Source organism: Nocardiopsis sp. Huas11 (assembly GCF_003634495.1).
Taxonomy (GTDB): domain Bacteria; phylum Actinomycetota; class Actinomycetes; order Streptosporangiales; family Streptosporangiaceae; genus Nocardiopsis.
In genome coordinates, this window is sequence record NZ_RBKY01000001.1 from 6,063,561 (window position 1) to 6,079,149 (window position 15,589).

Annotated in this window: 11 protein-coding genes and 1 tRNA gene; 4 read left to right on the plus strand and 8 right to left on the minus strand. The window is 69.7% G+C overall.

The genetic code is table 11. The annotated features are described in order from the left end of the window. The gene (locus DFP74_RS27325) at window positions 1–1,566 is read right to left on the minus strand and encodes a branched-chain amino acid ABC transporter permease (RefSeq protein WP_121186053.1); all 1,566 of its coding nucleotides are present in this window, start codon (window positions 1,564–1,566) and stop codon (window positions 1–3) included. A gap of 337 nt (window positions 1,567–1,903) precedes the next feature. Next, a complete protein-coding gene (locus tag DFP74_RS27330) occupies window positions 1,904–2,473 on the minus strand; it encodes an ANTAR domain-containing response regulator (RefSeq protein WP_121186055.1) in 570 nt (189 codons plus the stop codon). A gap of 161 nt (window positions 2,474–2,634) precedes the next feature. Here DFP74_RS27330 and DFP74_RS27335 point away from each other — a divergent pair. From DFP74_RS27335 to DFP74_RS27345, 3 genes are all read left to right on the plus strand, one after another. Beyond that, window positions 2,635–2,710: transfer RNA gene (locus tag DFP74_RS27335), tRNA-Leu, on the plus strand. 95 nt (window positions 2,711–2,805) lie between these two features. Beyond that, window positions 2,806–3,606 carry a transposase gene (locus tag DFP74_RS27340; protein WP_121186057.1) on the plus strand — a complete coding sequence of 267 codons (801 nt, stop codon included), beginning with the start codon at window positions 2,806–2,808 and terminating at the stop codon, window positions 3,604–3,606. Between the two features lie 232 nt (window positions 3,607–3,838). Then, a complete protein-coding gene (locus DFP74_RS27345) occupies window positions 3,839–4,798 on the plus strand; it encodes a DUF1266 domain-containing protein (RefSeq protein ID WP_121186059.1) in 960 nt (319 codons plus the stop codon). 223 nt (window positions 4,799–5,021) lie between these two features. Here DFP74_RS27345 and pyk read toward each other — a convergent pair whose 3' ends face one another. Then, the gene (gene pyk, locus DFP74_RS27350; RefSeq protein WP_121186061.1) at window positions 5,022–6,455 is read right to left on the minus strand and encodes a pyruvate kinase; all 1,434 of its coding nucleotides are present in this window, start codon (window positions 6,453–6,455) and stop codon (window positions 5,022–5,024) included. A 178-nt stretch (window positions 6,456–6,633) separates the two neighbouring features. Here pyk and DFP74_RS27355 point away from each other — a divergent pair, with 178 nt between their 5' ends. Beyond that, window positions 6,634–7,356: a maleylpyruvate isomerase N-terminal domain-containing protein gene (locus tag DFP74_RS27355; protein ID WP_121188563.1), complete on the plus strand. Its 723-nt coding sequence runs from the start codon at window positions 6,634–6,636 to the stop codon at window positions 7,354–7,356. 58 nt (window positions 7,357–7,414) lie between these two features. Here DFP74_RS27355 and DFP74_RS27360 read toward each other — a convergent pair whose 3' ends face one another. The 5 genes from DFP74_RS27360 to gltB form a co-directional block, all read right to left on the minus strand. Continuing rightward, a complete protein-coding gene (locus tag DFP74_RS27360; RefSeq protein ID WP_121188564.1) occupies window positions 7,415–8,308 on the minus strand; it encodes a prenyltransferase in 894 nt (297 codons plus the stop codon). A gap of 68 nt (window positions 8,309–8,376) precedes the next feature. Then, window positions 8,377–8,754 carry a DUF2784 domain-containing protein gene (locus DFP74_RS27365; protein ID WP_121186063.1) on the minus strand — a complete coding sequence of 126 codons (378 nt, stop codon included), beginning with the start codon at window positions 8,752–8,754 and terminating at the stop codon, window positions 8,377–8,379. 88 nt (window positions 8,755–8,842) lie between these two features. Continuing rightward, a complete protein-coding gene (locus DFP74_RS27370) occupies window positions 8,843–9,229 on the minus strand; it encodes a DUF2784 domain-containing protein (protein ID WP_121186065.1) in 387 nt (128 codons plus the stop codon). A gap of 251 nt (window positions 9,230–9,480) precedes the next feature. Beyond that, window positions 9,481–10,935, minus strand: coding sequence for a glutamate synthase subunit beta (locus DFP74_RS27375; RefSeq protein WP_121186067.1), 1,455 nt, complete (start codon window positions 10,933–10,935; stop codon window positions 9,481–9,483). Window positions 10,936–10,966: 31 nt separating this feature from the next. After that, window positions 10,967–15,523 carry a glutamate synthase large subunit gene (gltB, locus tag DFP74_RS27380; RefSeq protein ID WP_121186069.1) on the minus strand — a complete coding sequence of 1,519 codons (4,557 nt, stop codon included), beginning with the start codon at window positions 15,521–15,523 and terminating at the stop codon, window positions 10,967–10,969. Window positions 15,524–15,589 lie beyond the last annotated feature (66 nt).

Here is a 15,589-nt window from a genome sequence, read left to right on the forward strand (position 1 = left end):
CTAGCCGACCCGCTCGCGCCGACCGAGCAGGCCCTGGGGCCTGACCAGCAGCATCAGGATCATGAGTGCCAACGCCCACGCCTGCATCATCTGCGTCGGGAACCACAGGGTCGACAGCATCGCGACCAGACCCACCGCCAGACCGCCGACCATCGCACCGTAAGCCGTACCGAGACCGCCCAGAATCACCGCGGCGAACATCAGCAGCAGCAGACGGAAACCCATCTCGTACTCCACGATCTGGTTCAACCCGTAGAGCACACCGCCCAGCGACGCCAGACCGCCGCCCAGACCCCACACGTACAGGGTCACCCGGTCCACGTTGATACCCGACGACTCCGCCAGGTCCCGGTTGTCCGACACCGCGCGCATCGCCTTGCCGATCCGGGTGAACTGCAACAGGCAGGCCACCGCCACCAGCACCACGACCGCCACGCCCATGATCACCAGGTCGCGCGGGGGCATCGAGATCGGACCCAGACTGATCCTCTCCTGGATCTGGAAACCGGCGTACTGGCTGCGGCCCGCGCCGAACACCACCAGGATCAGGTGCCGCAGCACCAGCGCGACACCGATCGACACGATGAACATCTGGATCAGGGCCACGTTGCGGTGCCTCAGGGGACGCCACACGTACTGCTCCATGCCGGCGCCCAGGATCGCGCCCATCGCCACCGCGATCACGGCCGCGGCCCACAGCGGAATCTGCCACGCCACGGCGTCGCCGAGCACGCCCAACAGAGTGGCCAGCGCGATACCGAGCATGACCGCCGCCCACTGGCCGATCGCCAGCGGCGTCCGCGAGATCTTGCCGTCGAGGAAGACGCCCAGGAACACGGCACCCGCCAGCCCCAGGAAGATCGCCAGGAGGGAGTTGCCCAGGCCCGCCGCGCCCGTGCTGAACAGCAGGGCGATCATCGCGCCGAAGGTGACCATGTCACCGTGGGCGAAGTTGATCATCTTCGTCGTACCGAAGATCAGCGACAGCCCGATCGCGGAGATGGCGATGACCAGGCCGTAGAGCAGACCGCTCGCGGTGAGCTGAGCGAAGCGTTCGCCGAACGACCCGGAGGTCGCGGGCGCCGCGATCGACTCGTCGTCGGCCGGGGCGTCGGCCCCGTCCTGTGCCTCTTCGGTCTCGTCAGCGGGAGTGGCCGTGCTGTCGGTGCCCTCGCTCGCTCCGGCTTCCTCCAACGCCAGGATGAGCGGGCGCTGGTCGCCCGCGGCGACCTCCACCTCGGACTCACCGTCGACGACGATGGCGCTCTCCCGTAGCGCGAACTCGTTGGGGATGGACTCCTGGTCCACCACGACACGGTAGTCACCCGGTTCGGGCAGCTCCGCTTCCCAATTTCCATCAGAGTCGGTCTCGGTCGCCGCGATCTCGTCCTCGCCCGAGTAGATGGTGATCACGATGTCTTCGACACCCTGATCACGATCCCGTGGATCGAGGATCTGACCGTACAGCGACTCACCGCCCTGTTCGTCTGCCGTCGCCGCGGGCCCCGGGATCACGAGGATTGCCGTGATCAGGGCCAGCAGCACGGTCGCGAGGCGTGTGCGCACGCGCGCTCCTTGCGCATCTGAGGTCCGCGGTGCCGTATGCGCGCATTCGACACCGTTGTCCTTACTGGTCGGTGCGGTGAGTTTAGCCCGGTTTAGGCAGGTCATTCAGCATCCCTTAAGCCACGTGACCCAACCGTCACCCCATTGTTCGGAAACGAGACCAAAACGGGACCGGAGGCCCGTTGACGCTGGACAGATGTCGCGTTTTCGACCTCACCGGGTAGCAGTCTGCACGTTTCCTCTACCCGAGCCTGGACATGAGGAAGCCGATCCTGGACATGAGGAAGGGGGTCGCATCCCTCGGATGCGACCCCAGGTTCCTTCGTGCCCCTCGGCCTCAGTCCTGCCCGCCACCGAGGGTCTCGACCACGGTCTCCGCCACCTTGCGCATGGTCAGGCGCCGGTCCATGGAGTTCTTCTGGATCCACCTGAACGCCTCGGGCTCACTCATCCCGTGGCGGCTCTGCAGCAGACCCTTGGCCTGTTCGACCAGCTTGCGGGTCTCCAGACGCTCCGTGAGACTGCTGACCTCCGACTCCAGCGCCGAGAGCTCGGCGTAGCGGGAAGTGGCCATTTCGATCGCCGGCACCAGGTCCGACTTGTTGAACGGCTTGACCAGGTAGGCCATGGCCCCGGCCTCCCGCGCCCGCTCCACGAGCTCGCGCTGGGAGAAGGCGGTGAGGATCACGACCGGGGCGATACGCTCCCCGGCGATCCGCTCGGCGGCCGACAGGCCGTCGAGCACCGGCATCTTGATGTCGGTGATCACCAGGTCCGGTTTGAGCTCCTGGGCAAGCCGGATAGCGGTCTCCCCGTCCCCGGCCTCGCCGACGACGGCGTAACCGTCCTCTTCCAGCATCTCCTTGAGGTCCAGGCGAATCAGGGCCTCGTCTTCCGCGATCACCACACGGCTCTGCGTCCTCGTCACGTACACGAGGTTACAGAGATCCGCTAGGATGCAGGACGTCGGGACCGGCAAAGCACGTCAATCGTGATGCCACTGTTGACGGAGCGTCGCCGACCTGATGACATCGCCGCACAACCTCGGATGTCCGATTTACGAATCTTGCCCCGATATTCCAACGGTAGAGAAGATCGTCTCAAAAGCGATACAGTGTGGGTTCGAATCCCACTCGGGGCACCAGGAGCCACCCTCCAAGGGTGGCTTTTTTGCGGTCCAGAGGCCCGCAGCCCACCCAAAGCCGGAGAATGTCCTAGGTGTGAGCAAGCGTTGACCCTATGTACTCAACGCACATCCGACGGTCGGCGGTCTCACTCCTGGACTCCGGCATCTCCTACAGCGAGGTCAGTCGACGCCTCGGCATAGACCGATCCACCCTGCGTGACTGGCGGACGAACCGCTCCCTCGTAGAGAAGTACCGGGACGACGCCTGCCCTCGGTGCGAACCGATACCCCGGCCTCCCACGCGGTCCGAGCCCTACGGCTACCTCCTCGGGCTCTACCTGGGCGATGGATCCATCTCTCCGACAGCCAGGGGCGACAAGGGGGTCTGGCGACTGCGGGTGTTCTGCTCCGACAGTTGGCCGGGCCTGATCGAAGAGTGCGCCTCCGCCATGAGCGCGCTTCGCCCCGATCGTCGGATCGGCCGGGTCCAGTGCACCGGGTGCACCGAGATCCACAACGACTGGAAGCACTGGCCCTGCCTGTTCCCTCAGCACGGCCCAGGCAAGAAGCACGATCGGCTCATCGTGTTGGAGCCCTGGCAACAGGAGATCGTCGACGAGCGGCCCGAGGCCTTCATTCGTGGCCTGGTCCACTCCGACGGGTGCCGTCTGGTCAACCGAATCCGCAGGAAGCTCCCTGGCGGCGGGGAACGGACATACGAGTATCCCCGGTACCAGTTCACCAACGCGTCCCAGGACATCGCCGGACTCCTGACTTCGACACTGGACGGCCTCGGCGTCGCCTGGCGAAGCCACGTCAAACGCACGTCCGGATCGAGCGACCAGACGGTCGTGTCGGTCTCCCGCAGGGACGCGGTGGCGCGGATGGACTCCTTCGTGGGGCCGAAGTACTGACACTCCCCCACGCATCGCCCGTGCCGCCGGGGTACGGGCCGGAACGTGCGTAACTACCCGGCCAGTTCGACACCAAATGGGCCTTTTGTCACTTTGCGCGCTCCCGGCACCGCGAAACCGGTCACATCACGGCCACAACCTGAGTACAACCCGTGGGTTCGGTCGCTCCGCCGCCCCGGTGTCACCGATCCTGGGTGTGTAGACGGCGAATCCCCCACGAGAGGAGCAGCGGGTGCTGACCGCGGTGGCCGGCGTGATCGGCGCACTGGTGATCGGTTCCTGGGTCGTGGTGGCCTGGGGCTCGCGACGGCGTCAGCCGTGGCTGCTTTCACCGTTGGCGCTGCTCATCGTCGTGCTCGTGGCGATCGACCTGCCCGGCTGGTCGTTCATCCCCGTCGCCCTGCTCGTGGCCGGATCCTTCGCCGAGCTGGTGATCGGGTCCCGTGAGTCCCCCGCCGTGCGGACCAAGGATCCCGACGCCCCCCTGAGCACCGAGCGGTGGGCGGCCGCGGTGGCCGCGCCGTTCCGGGTGGCGCTCGCCGAGCCCTGGGACGTGGTGGCCCGGCCCACCCTGCGGCGGCGCTACCGCCGCCTGTTGGAGCGCCAGTGGGCCGTCACCGACCGGGAGTCGCTGCTCGCGGCGGTGAACTCGCTGCTGGAGGAGCTGCACACCGGTCCCTCGCTGGACCTGGTGGTGGACCTGAACGCGGGCTCGGCCTGGTCGCGGCTGCCACAGGACCAGGGCGGCACGGCCACCGGTGAGCGGGTCCGCCTCTCCGACGAGCAGGTGGCGCGGTTGCGCGTGGTCACCGGGGTGACCGAGGCCGACGAGACGGTCATCATCGGCGCCTTCCAGTGGTGGAAGTCGGTGCACGTCATCCGGCTGGTGTCGGGCGGGGCGACGCTGGACTGGCTGAGTCCGGTGGAGACGCAGACCCTGTTGCGCCGGGTGGCCTCGGACCTGCAGCGCCGGTACTCGTCGTGGCAGCAGCTGTCGACGGCGTTCCACGCGGGGTACCTGTTGTGGCCCGAGCGGGGCGAGGGGGCCGACCAGGGCGACGCGGACGGTGTGTGGACGGCCCTGGGCCTGTTGACCGAGGATCCGCAGAGTCCGTGGAACCTGTTGCCGTGGGACATGCCGCTGGAGCGCGTGATCACCGAGAGCGGTGCGCCCTCGCAGCAGGAGCACTAGGACATGTTCCGCGCAGGCCCGCTCTGCCGCGCGAGGCCCTGGCCGCTTCTCCTCTGCGCCCCTCGTGCGCACCCGTGGGACACGGCCCTGAGGCGACCGGGCCCGGAAACGGCTCGGCCGCACCTGGTCCTGTCCCGGCGGGCGGCGCGGCTCATACGCCGTCCCTGACCGGACAGGACCTGATGCGGCTCGTCAGGCGCGGGGCTCGTGGGCCCCGTCGGTGTTACTGGTTGCCCAGGGCGACGGCGTCGCCGAGGCGGTGGACGCGCAGCGCGTTGGTGGAACCGGTGGTTCCGGGCGGGCTGCCGGCCACGATGACGATCTTGTCGCCCTTGTGGTAGTCGCCGAGTGCGAGGAGTTCGCTCTCGACCTGGCGGACCATGTCGTCGGTGTTGTCGACCCAGGGGACCTTCTGCGTCTCCACGCCCCAGGTCAGGGACAGCTGCCCGACCGTGTGGTTCTCCGTGGTGAAGGCCATGAGCGGGATCGGGGACCGGTAGCGCGCGAGGCGGCGGGCGGTCTCGCCGGACATGGTGAAGGCGACGAGGGCCTTGGCGCCGACGGTGGCGCCGATCTCGGCGGCGGCCCGGGCGATGGCGCCGCCCGTGGTCTCGGGTACCCGGTTGAGGATGTGCGAGGCGCGCAGGGATTCCTGCTCGGCGGCGCTGACGATGCGCGCCATGGTCTCGACGGTCTCGATGGGGTACTTGCCGACGCTGGTCTCGCCGGAGAGCATGACGGCGTCGGCGCCGTCGAGGACGGCGTTGGCGACGTCGGAGGCCTCGGCGCGGGTGGGCCGGGGTGATCCGATCATCGATTCGAGCATCTGCGTGGCGACGATGACGGGTTTGGCCTTGTCGCGGCAGCGTTCGACGGCGCGCTTTTGCACCATGGGGACGTTCTCGAGCGGCAGTTCGACGCCGAGGTCGCCGCGGGCGACCATGACGCCGTCGAAGACCTCGATGATGTCCTGGAGGCGCTCGACGGCCTGGGGCTTCTCGATCTTGGCGATGAGGGGGACGGTGATGCCCTCCTCGTCCATGATGCGGTGGCACTCTTCGGCGTCGGCGGGGCTGCGCACGAAGGACAGGGCGACCATGTCGACGCCCTGGTGGAGGGCCCAGCGCAGGTCCTTCTCGTCCTTTTCGGTGAGTGCGGGGACGCTGACGGCGACGCCGGGGAGGTTCAGTCCCTTGTGGTTGGAGATGGTGCCGCCGACGATGACGCGGGTCTGGACGTCCGTGCTGGTGGTCTTGATGCATTCCAGCGCGATGCGGCCGTCGTCGATGAGGACGCGGTCGCCGGGGCGGACGTCGACGGGGAGTCCCTTGTAGGTGGTGGAGACGCGGGTGGCGTCGCCGGGGACGTCCTCGGTGGTGATGGTGAATTCGTTGCCGTTGACGAGTTCGACGGGTCCGTCGGGGAAGGTGCCGACCCGGATCTTGGGTCCTTGGAGGTCGGCGAGGACTCCGACGGGGCGTTGGGCGGCCTCTGCGGCGGCTCGCAGGTTCGCGAGGCCGATGCGGTGGTCGTCGTGGGTTCCGTGGCTGAGGTTGACTCGGGCGACGTCCAGTCCTGCGGCGACGAGTTTGCGGAGTACTTCCGGGCTCGACGTGGCGGGACCGAGGGTCGCGACGATTTTTGCTCGACGTGTCACGTCTATCACTTTAGAGCGTGTGGGGGATGGAGTGGTCTAAACCAGGTTGCGTTTGGACGTACCTCTGGCTGCGGTGGGGCGAACGAGGGCCTGTGTCGTAGGGGTTTCGGCTGGCGTGGCGTGGGGCGGACCTGTTGTCGATGTCGTTGGCGTGTGTTCCGGATATGGGTGGTTTGTGGTGTTTGAACGCGATGAGGTCCTGGCCGCGTTGACGGCGGAGGCGGGTGCCCTGGAGGGGGTGCTGTCGCGTCTGTCGGAGGCGGAGGCGGTGGTGCCGACGCGGTGTGAGCCGTGGGACGTGGCGGCGTTGGCGGTGCACACGGTGGGGGCGCTGACGCGGGTGGGGGACGCGTTGGAGGGTCCGGCGCCGGAGGGCGCGGGGGTGGTGCTGGTGTCGGCGGCGGGGTACTACGCGCCGGACGTGCGGTTCTCGCCGGAGGTGAACGGGGACCGGGTGCGCTCGGCGGTGGAGGTGGCGGCGCGCAGGGCGGACGCGGCGGAGCCGGGGCGGGTGCTGCGTACCCACTGGGAGGCGCTGGGCGCTCGTCTGACGGCCGAGGAGGGTGGCCGCCGGGTGTTCACACGCCATGGGGATCCCATGCTGCTGTGGGACTTCCTGGTGACGCGTGTGGTGGAGCTGGTGGTGCACGGGTGGGATCTGGCGGACGCGTTGGGGCGGCGGCCCTGGACGTCGGCGCCGGCGTTGGGTCTGGTGGTGCGCCTGGTGTTCGAGGGCGCGGACCGGGACGCGGTGGAGCGGGTGTTCCCGGGGGTGTGGGCCGGTGGTGCGGCCGCCGAGGCGGCGGTGCGCGCGGTGACGGGGCGCGCGGGCGATGAGGCCGGTGGGGCGTCCGTGGCGGCGCTCGAGTCGGCGGGGGTGCGGTTCCTGGCGCTGGGGTAGGCGCCCCGCGCTCCCCCGTGCCCGCGTCCCTCTCCCCTGCCGGGTGTGGGAGCCGCGGTCAGGTGTCGCGGCGGGGCTGGGGCAGGTAGCCGGCGACGCGTCCGTAGGCGCGCAGGATGCGCAGGCGCTGGATGGTGCGCATGCCTTCGTGTTCGGTGCCGGCGGTGGCGTCCCAGTAGTCCCAGAGGGCGTCCCAGCCCCCGTCGGGGCGCTGTTGCCGTTCGAGGACGTCGAGGCTGTGTTGGATCTCGTCGTCGGTGAACAGGGGGCGGGCGATGTGCTGGGGGTTGGTGGCCAGGTCGAGCGGTGTGTGGACGCGGCCGGTGGTGCGCGGGTGGACGTCGATGACGGCGCGGATCATGGAGGAGAGCCGGTTGATGGCCTGGATGGCGCGCTGGCGGTCGTCGACGTACTGGAGGAAGGTGCACACGCCGACGGCTTCCTGGGGGTTGGTCCAGGCGAGGGTGTCGATGTGCTTCCAGCAGTAGGCGGTGGCGGCGTCGCGCCAGGGGTGGCTGATGTGGCTCTTGTGCAGGTAGCCGGTGATGAGCGCGGTGATGTCGAGTCGCGAGCCGAAGTCGGTGGTGTGCAGGTACCAGGGGGCGGCTTCGCTGTGGCGGACGCTGGGCAGGACGGGCGGGACCCCGCCCTCGGCGTCGGAGGCGGAGGTGAGGAACCGGCAGATGCCGTGGCCCACGTGTGGGGGGACGGGGCCGAGTTCGTCGAGGTAGTGCAGGGCGATGACGGTCGCGGCGGGTTGGCTGGCGTGGCCGCGCAGGTCGGGGTCGAGTCCGTTGCCGTAGCCGCCGTCGAGGTTGCGGTAGGCGGCCAGGGCCGAGCGGATGGGCGCGGTGGGGCCGTTCTGGAACAGGTGGGCGAAGCGCTGGCGGTCGATGAGGCGCGCGTTGCGCATGGTGAAGTGTTCCGCGGCACGGAAGGAGTCCCAGGTCACGACGGTCATGCTTCGACCGTACGTGGGGGTGCTCGCGGGGTGAATAGTCCTCGGGGCAATATTCGGCTTTACCCGGGGGTGGGGTGGCGGGCGCGTCGGCGGTGGTGGAGGGCGGCTGCGGCCCAGGAGGTCAGGACGGTGGCGGCGACGGCGAGCTGGAGGGTGCGGAGGTGCTCGGCGGGGTAGACGACGCCGGTGAGGTAGTGGTCGATGAAGCCCGAGTGGGGCAGGCCCGCCTGGCCGGCTCTCTCGCGGCCCCAGGTCTCCAGGTGGGTGAGGGGGCACTGCCAGCCGATGAGGGTGATGCCGAGGGCGTAGAGGGCGAGGGCGGCGTGGGGCCACAGGGCGCGGGGCCATCGCCAGGCGAGGAATCCGCCGAGCGTGACGTAGACGAGGAAGGCGAAGTGGAGCAGCATCGCGGCCTCGCCGATGGCTCGGTAGGCCATGTGACCAGGATAGGCGTGGTCGGCGGGGTGGTGCGGGGGCGGGGCGCGCCGGGCCGTGGGGGTCGGCCCGGCGCGGGCCGGGGGCGCCTCAGGCGGGGGTGTGCTCTCTGGTGCCGCGGCGGCGGCGCAGGGTGAGCAGGGCCAGGCCGATCCAGGACAGGACGACGACCACGCCGACGCCGGCCTGGACGGTGACGAGGTGGTCGGCGGGGTAGATGACGCCGGTGAGGTAGTGGTCGATGAAGCCCTCGTCGGGGAGTCCGGCCTGGCCGGCTCTCTCGCGGCCCCAGTTCTCGACGTAGGTGAGGGGGCAGATCCAGCCGACGACGCTGATGCTGAGTCCGTAGAGGGCGCAGCCGAGGTGGATCCAGAAGGTGCGGGGCCATCGCCAGGCGAGGAAGCCGCCGATGGCCATGTAGAGGATGAAGGCCGCGTGGACGAGCATGGCGGCGTCGCCGATGATGCGGTAGATCATGCGCCTGTCCTGGGGTCGGGGGTGGCGGGGCCCAGGGGCGGGGGGAGGGTGTGGTGGCGGGCGAGCCGCCCCGTTTCGCGGCTCGTCGTCGTTGGTATCGATGATGTCCGTCGGACGTCGGGGGACCGTCGCGGCGGGGTCACGGGTCGGCAACATCGGGTGTGCGGGTGGCGGGACGCCGCCGGGCGCGGGGGTTCCTCCCCCGCGCCCGGTGAGCGTTCCTGCCTGTCCTGCTTCTCCTGCGGTCCTGCCTAGACGAGCGGTCGCTCGGTGGGCGGGATGGCCACGGGCAGGGTGGTGTCGTCGGTGAGGTAGCGGTCCACGCCGGCGGCGGCGGAGCGGCCCTCGGCGATGGCCCACACGATCAGCGACTGGCCGCGGCCCATGTCGCCGGCGCAGAAGACGCCGTCGACGCTGGTGTGGTAGTCCGCGTCGCGCTGGACGTTGCCGCGGCCGTCGAGGTCGACGCCGAGCTCCTCGATGAGGCCTTCCTTCTGGGGGCCGACGAAGCCCATGGCGAGGGTGACGAGGTCGGCCGGGATCTCGCGTTCGGTGCCCTCGACGGGTTCGAAGCCCTTGTCGGTGCGCTTGACCTCGACGAGCTTGAGGGCGCGGACGTTGCCGTCCTCGTCGCCGAGGAACTCCAGGGTGTTGACGGAGTAGATCCGCTTGCCGCCCTCTTCGTGCGCGCTGGTGACCTTGTACAGCATGGGCATGGTGGGCCATGGCTGGTGGTCGGGGCGCTCCTTGGGGGGCTTGGGCATGATCTCGAGCTGGGTGACGGACGCGGCGCCCTGGCGGTGGGCGGTGCCCACGCAGTCGGCTCCGGTGTCACCGCCGCCGATGACGACGACGTGCTTGCCCTCGGCGTGGATGGGGGCGCGTTCGATGTCGCCCTCCTGCACCTTGTTGGCCAGGGGCAGGTACTCCATGGCCTGGTAGATGCCGGTGAGTTCGCGGCCGGTGGCGGGCAGGTCGCGCCAGGCGGTGGCTCCGCCGGTGAGGACGACGGCGTCGTGGTCGGCGCGCAGCCGCTCGACGGTGATGTCGACGCCCACGTCGACGCCGGTGCGGAAGGTGGTGCCCTCGGCGCTCATCTGGGCGAGGCGGCGGTCGATGTGCCGCTTCTCCATCTTGAACTCGGGGATGCCGTAGCGGAGCAGGCCGCCGATGCGGTCGGCGCGCTCGTAGACGGTGACGTCGTGCCCGGCTCGGGTGAGCTGTTGGGCGGCGGCGAGTCCGGCGGGGCCGGAGCCGACGACGGCGACGGTCTTGCCGGTGCGGGTGGTGGGCGGCAAGGGCTTGACCCAGCCTTCCTCCCACGCGCGGTCGATGATGGAGACCTCGACGTTCTTGATGGTGACGGCGGGCTGGTTGATGCCGAGCACACACGCGGACTCGCACGGGGCGGGGCAGAGCCGTCCGGTGAACTCCGGGAAGTTGTTGGTCGCGTGCAGGCGTTCGATCGCCTCGGCCCAGTCGTGGGTGTAGACGAGGTTGTTCCACTCGGGGATGAGGTTGCCGAGCGGGCATCCGTTGTGGCAGAAGGGGATGCCGCAGTCCATGCAGCGTGAGGCCTGCTTGGTGACGGTTCCTCGGTCGAAGTCCTCGTGGACCTCGCGCCAGTCCTGGATGCGCACGTCGACGGGGCGGTGTGCGGGGAGCTCGCGCTCCGTGATCTTCAGGAAACCCTTGGGGTCAGCCATGTGTTCTTCCTCCTCTCGTGTTCGCTGACGCTCAGGACTGCGCGGAGGCCATGACGGCCTCGTTGACGTCCCGGCCCTCGCGCTCGGCCTCGGCCTGGGCGAGCAGGACCCGCTTGTAGTCGCGGGGCATGACCCGGCTGATCCGGTCGAGTCCGGTCTCGCCCTCGGCCAGGAGGCGTTCGGCGACGGTGGAGCCGGTCTCGGCGTGGTGGCGGGTCAGGACGTCGGTCAGGAACGTGCGGTCCTCGTCGGTGAGGGGCTCGATCTCGACCATCTCGCCGTTGACGCGGCGGCCGTCCAGGTCCAGGACGTAGGCGACGCCGCCGGACATGCCGGCCGCGAAGTTGCGTCCGGTGCGTCCGAGGATGACGGCGCGGCCGCCGGTCATGTACTCGCAGCCGTGGTCGCCGATGCCCTCGACGACGGCGAGCGCTCCGGAGTTACGGACGCAGAAGCGTTCGCCGACGATGCCGCGGAGGTGGATCTCTCCGGAGGTGGCGCCGTAGCCGATGACGTTGCCGGCGATGATGTGGTCCTCGGCGACCAGTCGTGAGTCGGCGTGGGGCCGTACGACCAGTCGTCCGCCGGACAGGCCCTTGCCGACGTAGTCGTTGGCGTCGCCGGTCAGCCGGAGGGTGACGCCCTTGGGGACGAAGGCTCCGAAGGACTGTCCGGCGGAGCCGGTGAAGCTCACGTCGATGGTGTCGTCGGGCAGGCCCTCGGCGCCGTAGCGCTTGGTGACCTCGTGTCCGAGCATGGTGCCGACGGTGCGGTTCACGTTGCGGACGGGCAGTTCGAGCCGGACGGGCTGGCCGAAGTCCAGGGCGCCCTCGCTGAGCTGGATGAGGGTGTTGTCCAGGGCCTTCTCCAGGCCGTGGTCCTGTGCCCGCGTGTGGGAGCGGTGGTCGCCGCCCCAGGGCTCGACCTCGTGCAGGATGGGGCTCAGGTCCAGGCCCTGGGCCTTCCAGTGCTGGACGGCGTCGGTGGTGTCGAGCAGGTCGACGGCGCCGATGGCCTCGTCGATGCTGCGGAAACCGAGCTGGGCGAGGTACTCGCGGACCTCCTGGGCGATGAACTCGAAGAAGTTCACGACGTACTCGGCCTTGCCGGAGAACCGCTCGCGCAGGGCGGGGTTCTGGGTGGCGACGCCGACCGGGCAGGTGTCCAGGTGGCACACGCGCATCATGACGCAGCCGGAGACGACGAGGGGCGCGGTGGCGAAACCGAACTCCTCGGCGCCCAGCAGGGCGGCGATGACGACGTCGCGGCCGGTCTTCATCTGGCCGTCGGTCTGGACGACGATGCGGTCGCGCAGTCCGTTGAGCAGCAGGGTCTGCTGGGTCTCGGCGAGGCCGAGTTCCCAGGGGGTGCCCGCGTGCTTGAGCGAGTTCAGCGGCGAGGCGCCGGTGCCGCCGTCGTGGCCGGAGATGAGGACGACGTCGGCGTGGGCCTTGGACACGCCGGTGGCGACGGTGCCCACGCCCGCTTCGGAGACCAGCTTGACGTGGATCCGCGCGGACGGGTTGGCGTTCTTGAGGTCGTGGATGAGCTGGGCGAGGTCTTCGATGGAGTAGATGTCGTGGTGCGGCGGCGGGGAGATGAGCCCGACGCCGGGGGTGGAGTGGCGGGTCCGGGCGACCCACGGGTAGACCTTGTGGCCGGGCAGCTGGCCGCCCTCGCCGGGCTTGGCGCCCTGGGCCATCTTGATCTGGATGTCGTCGGCGTTGGTGAGGTAGTGCGAGGTGACGCCGAAGCGGCCGGAGGCGACCTGCTTGATGGCGCTGCGCCGCAGGTCCCCGTTGGCGTCGGGGGTGAAGCGGGCGGGGTCCTCGCCGCCCTCGCCGGTGTTGGACTTGCCGCCGAGGCGGTTCATCGCGATGGCGAGGGTCTCGTGTGCCTCGGCGGAGATGGAGCCGTAGGACATGGCGCCGGTGGAGAAGCGCTTGACGATCTCGGAGACGGGTTCGACCTCGTCGACGGAGATCGGTTCGCGCACGCCCTCCTTGAGCCGGAAGAGCCCGCGCAGGGTCATGAGTTTCTCGGCCTGGTCGTCGACCTGGGAGGTGTACTCCTTGAAGATCTCGTAGGCGCGGGTGCGGGTGGAGTGCTGGAGCTTGAAGACGGTCTCGGGGCTGAACAGGTGCGGTTCGCCCTCGCGGCGCCACTGGTACTCGCCGCCGACCTCCAGGCGCCGGTGCGCGTTGGGGTTGGCGGTGTGGGCGCGGCGGTGGCGGATGGCGACCTCTTCGGCGAGGACGTCGAAGCCGACGCCTCCCAGGCGGGAGGTGGTGCCGGTGAAGCAGCGGTCGATGACCTCCTGGCCCAGTCCGAGGGCTTCGAAGATCTGGGCTCCGGTGTAGGAGCTGACCGTGGACACGCCGATCTTCGACATGATCTTCAGGACGCTCTTGCCGTAGGCCTTGACGGTGTTGCGGACGGCGGTGTCGGCGTCGATGCCGCCGATGGTGCCGCGTTCGACCAGGTCCCGGACGGTGGCCAGGGCCAGGTACGGGTTGACCGCGGAGGCGCCGTAGCCGATGAGGAGCGCCACGTGGTGGCATTCGCGTACGTCGGCGGCCTCGACGAGCAGGCCGACCTCGGTGCGGGTCTTCTCGCGGACGAGGTGGTGGTGGACGGACCCGGTGAGCAGCAGCGACGGGATGGGCGCGCGCTCGGAGTCGGCGGCGCGGTCGGACAATACGAGGATGTGGGCGCCGTCGGCGATGGCCGCGGTGACCTCCTCGTTGATCTGGTCCAGGCGGGCCGAGAGCGCGTCGCCGCCGCCGTCGACGGGGTAGGTGCCGTCGACGGTGAAGGTCTTCAGGGCCGGGTTGGTGCGGCCGGCGGCGACGATGGAGGCGAGTTCGGCCTGGTCCACGACCGGGGTGGGCAGGACGAGGCGCCGGGTGTCGCCGGCCTCGGCCATGAGGAGGTTGCCCTCCGCGCCGAGCAGGGTGGACAGGCTGGTGACCATCTCCTCGCGGATGGCGTCCAGCGGCGGGTTGGTGACCTGCGCGAAGTTCTGCGAGAAGTAGTCGAAGAGCTGGCGGGAACGGTCGGACAGGGCGGCGACGGGTGTGTCGGTGCCCATGGATCCGATGGGTTCGGCGCCGGTGCGGGCCATCGGGGTGAGGAGGATCCGCAGTTCCTCCTCGGTGTAGCCGAACACCTGCTGGGCGAGGTTGAGTTCGGTGACCGGGGCGGGTTCGGCCTCGGGCAGGTCGCCGAGGCGGACGAGGCCGGCGTCGATCCACTCCTGGTAGGGGTGCTCGGCGGCGAGTTCGGCCTTGATCTCCTCGTCTTCGATGATCCGCCCCTGGGCGGTGTCGACGACGAAGATGCGGCCGGGCTGGAGCCGTCCCTTGCGCACGATGGCGGAGGGCTCGATGTCCAGAACGCCGGCTTCGCTGGCCAGGACGACGAGGCCGTCCTCGGTGACCCAGTAGCGGCCGGGGCGCAGGCCGTTGCGGTCCAGGACGGCGCCGACGACGGAGCCGTCGGTGAAGGACACCGAGGCGGGTCCGTCCCAGGGCTCCATGAGGGTGGAGTGGAACTCGTAGAAGGCCCGGACGGCCGGGTCCATCTCCGTGTGGTTCTCCCACGGCTCGGGGATCATCATGAGCACCGCGTGCGGGAGCGAGCGGCCGCCCAGGTGCAGCAGTTCCAGGGCGTCGTCGAAGGAGGCGGTGTCGGAGTCGTCGGGGTCGACGATCGGGAAGATCCGGTCGAGGTCGCCGGGGATGTGGTCGGTGGCGAGCTTGGCCTCGCGGGCCCGCATCATGTTCCGGTTGCCCTTGACCGTGTTGATCTCACCGTTGTGCGCGACGTAGCGGAACGGGTGGGCCAGGGGCCAGGACGGGAACGTGTTGGTGGAGAAGCGGGAGTGGACCAGGGCCAGGCCGGAGGCGTAGCGCCGGTCGGACAGGTCGGGGAAGAACGGCTCCAGCTGCGGGGTGGTGAGCATGCCCTTGTAGGCGATGGTGCGCGGGGACAGGCTCGGGAAGTAGACGTCGGTCTCGTGCTCGGCGCGCTTGCGGACGCAGTAGGCGTAGCGCTCCAGGGCGATGCCGGTGAGGCCTTCGGTGGCCGTGCCCTCGGTGCCGGCGATGAAGAGCTGCCCGAAGTAGGGCATGGCCTGGCGGGCGGCGGGGCCGCTGTACTGGGGCTCGAAGGGCAGGTCGCGCCAGCCGAGGACGGTCAGGCCCTCGTCGGCGGCGATGGCGTTGATGGCCTCGACGGCGGCGGCGCGCTCGGCGGCGTCGGCGGGCAGGAAGGCGATCCCGGTGGCGTAGGCGCCGGATTCGGGGAGCGGGAAGTCGCAGACCTCGGTGTAGAGCTCGTGCGGGATCTGCGTGAGGATGCCCGCGCCGTCGCCGTCGTCGGGGTCGGCTCCGGAGGCTCCGCGGTGGTCGAGGTTGCGAAGGACCGTGAGCGCCTTCTCGACGATGTCGTGGCTGCGACGTCCAGTGAGGTCGGCTACGAAGCCCACACCGCAGGCGTCGTGCTCAAAGGCGGGGTCGTACAGGCCCTGGGAAGTGGTTTCCGCGTTCGTTCGGACGGACGAACGCCGCACCTGAGCAGCAGGCATCTACCCTCCTGTCGTCTTTCGTCGGCTTCGTGAAAAGCGCATCCGGGACGACATTGGCCCTGCTGC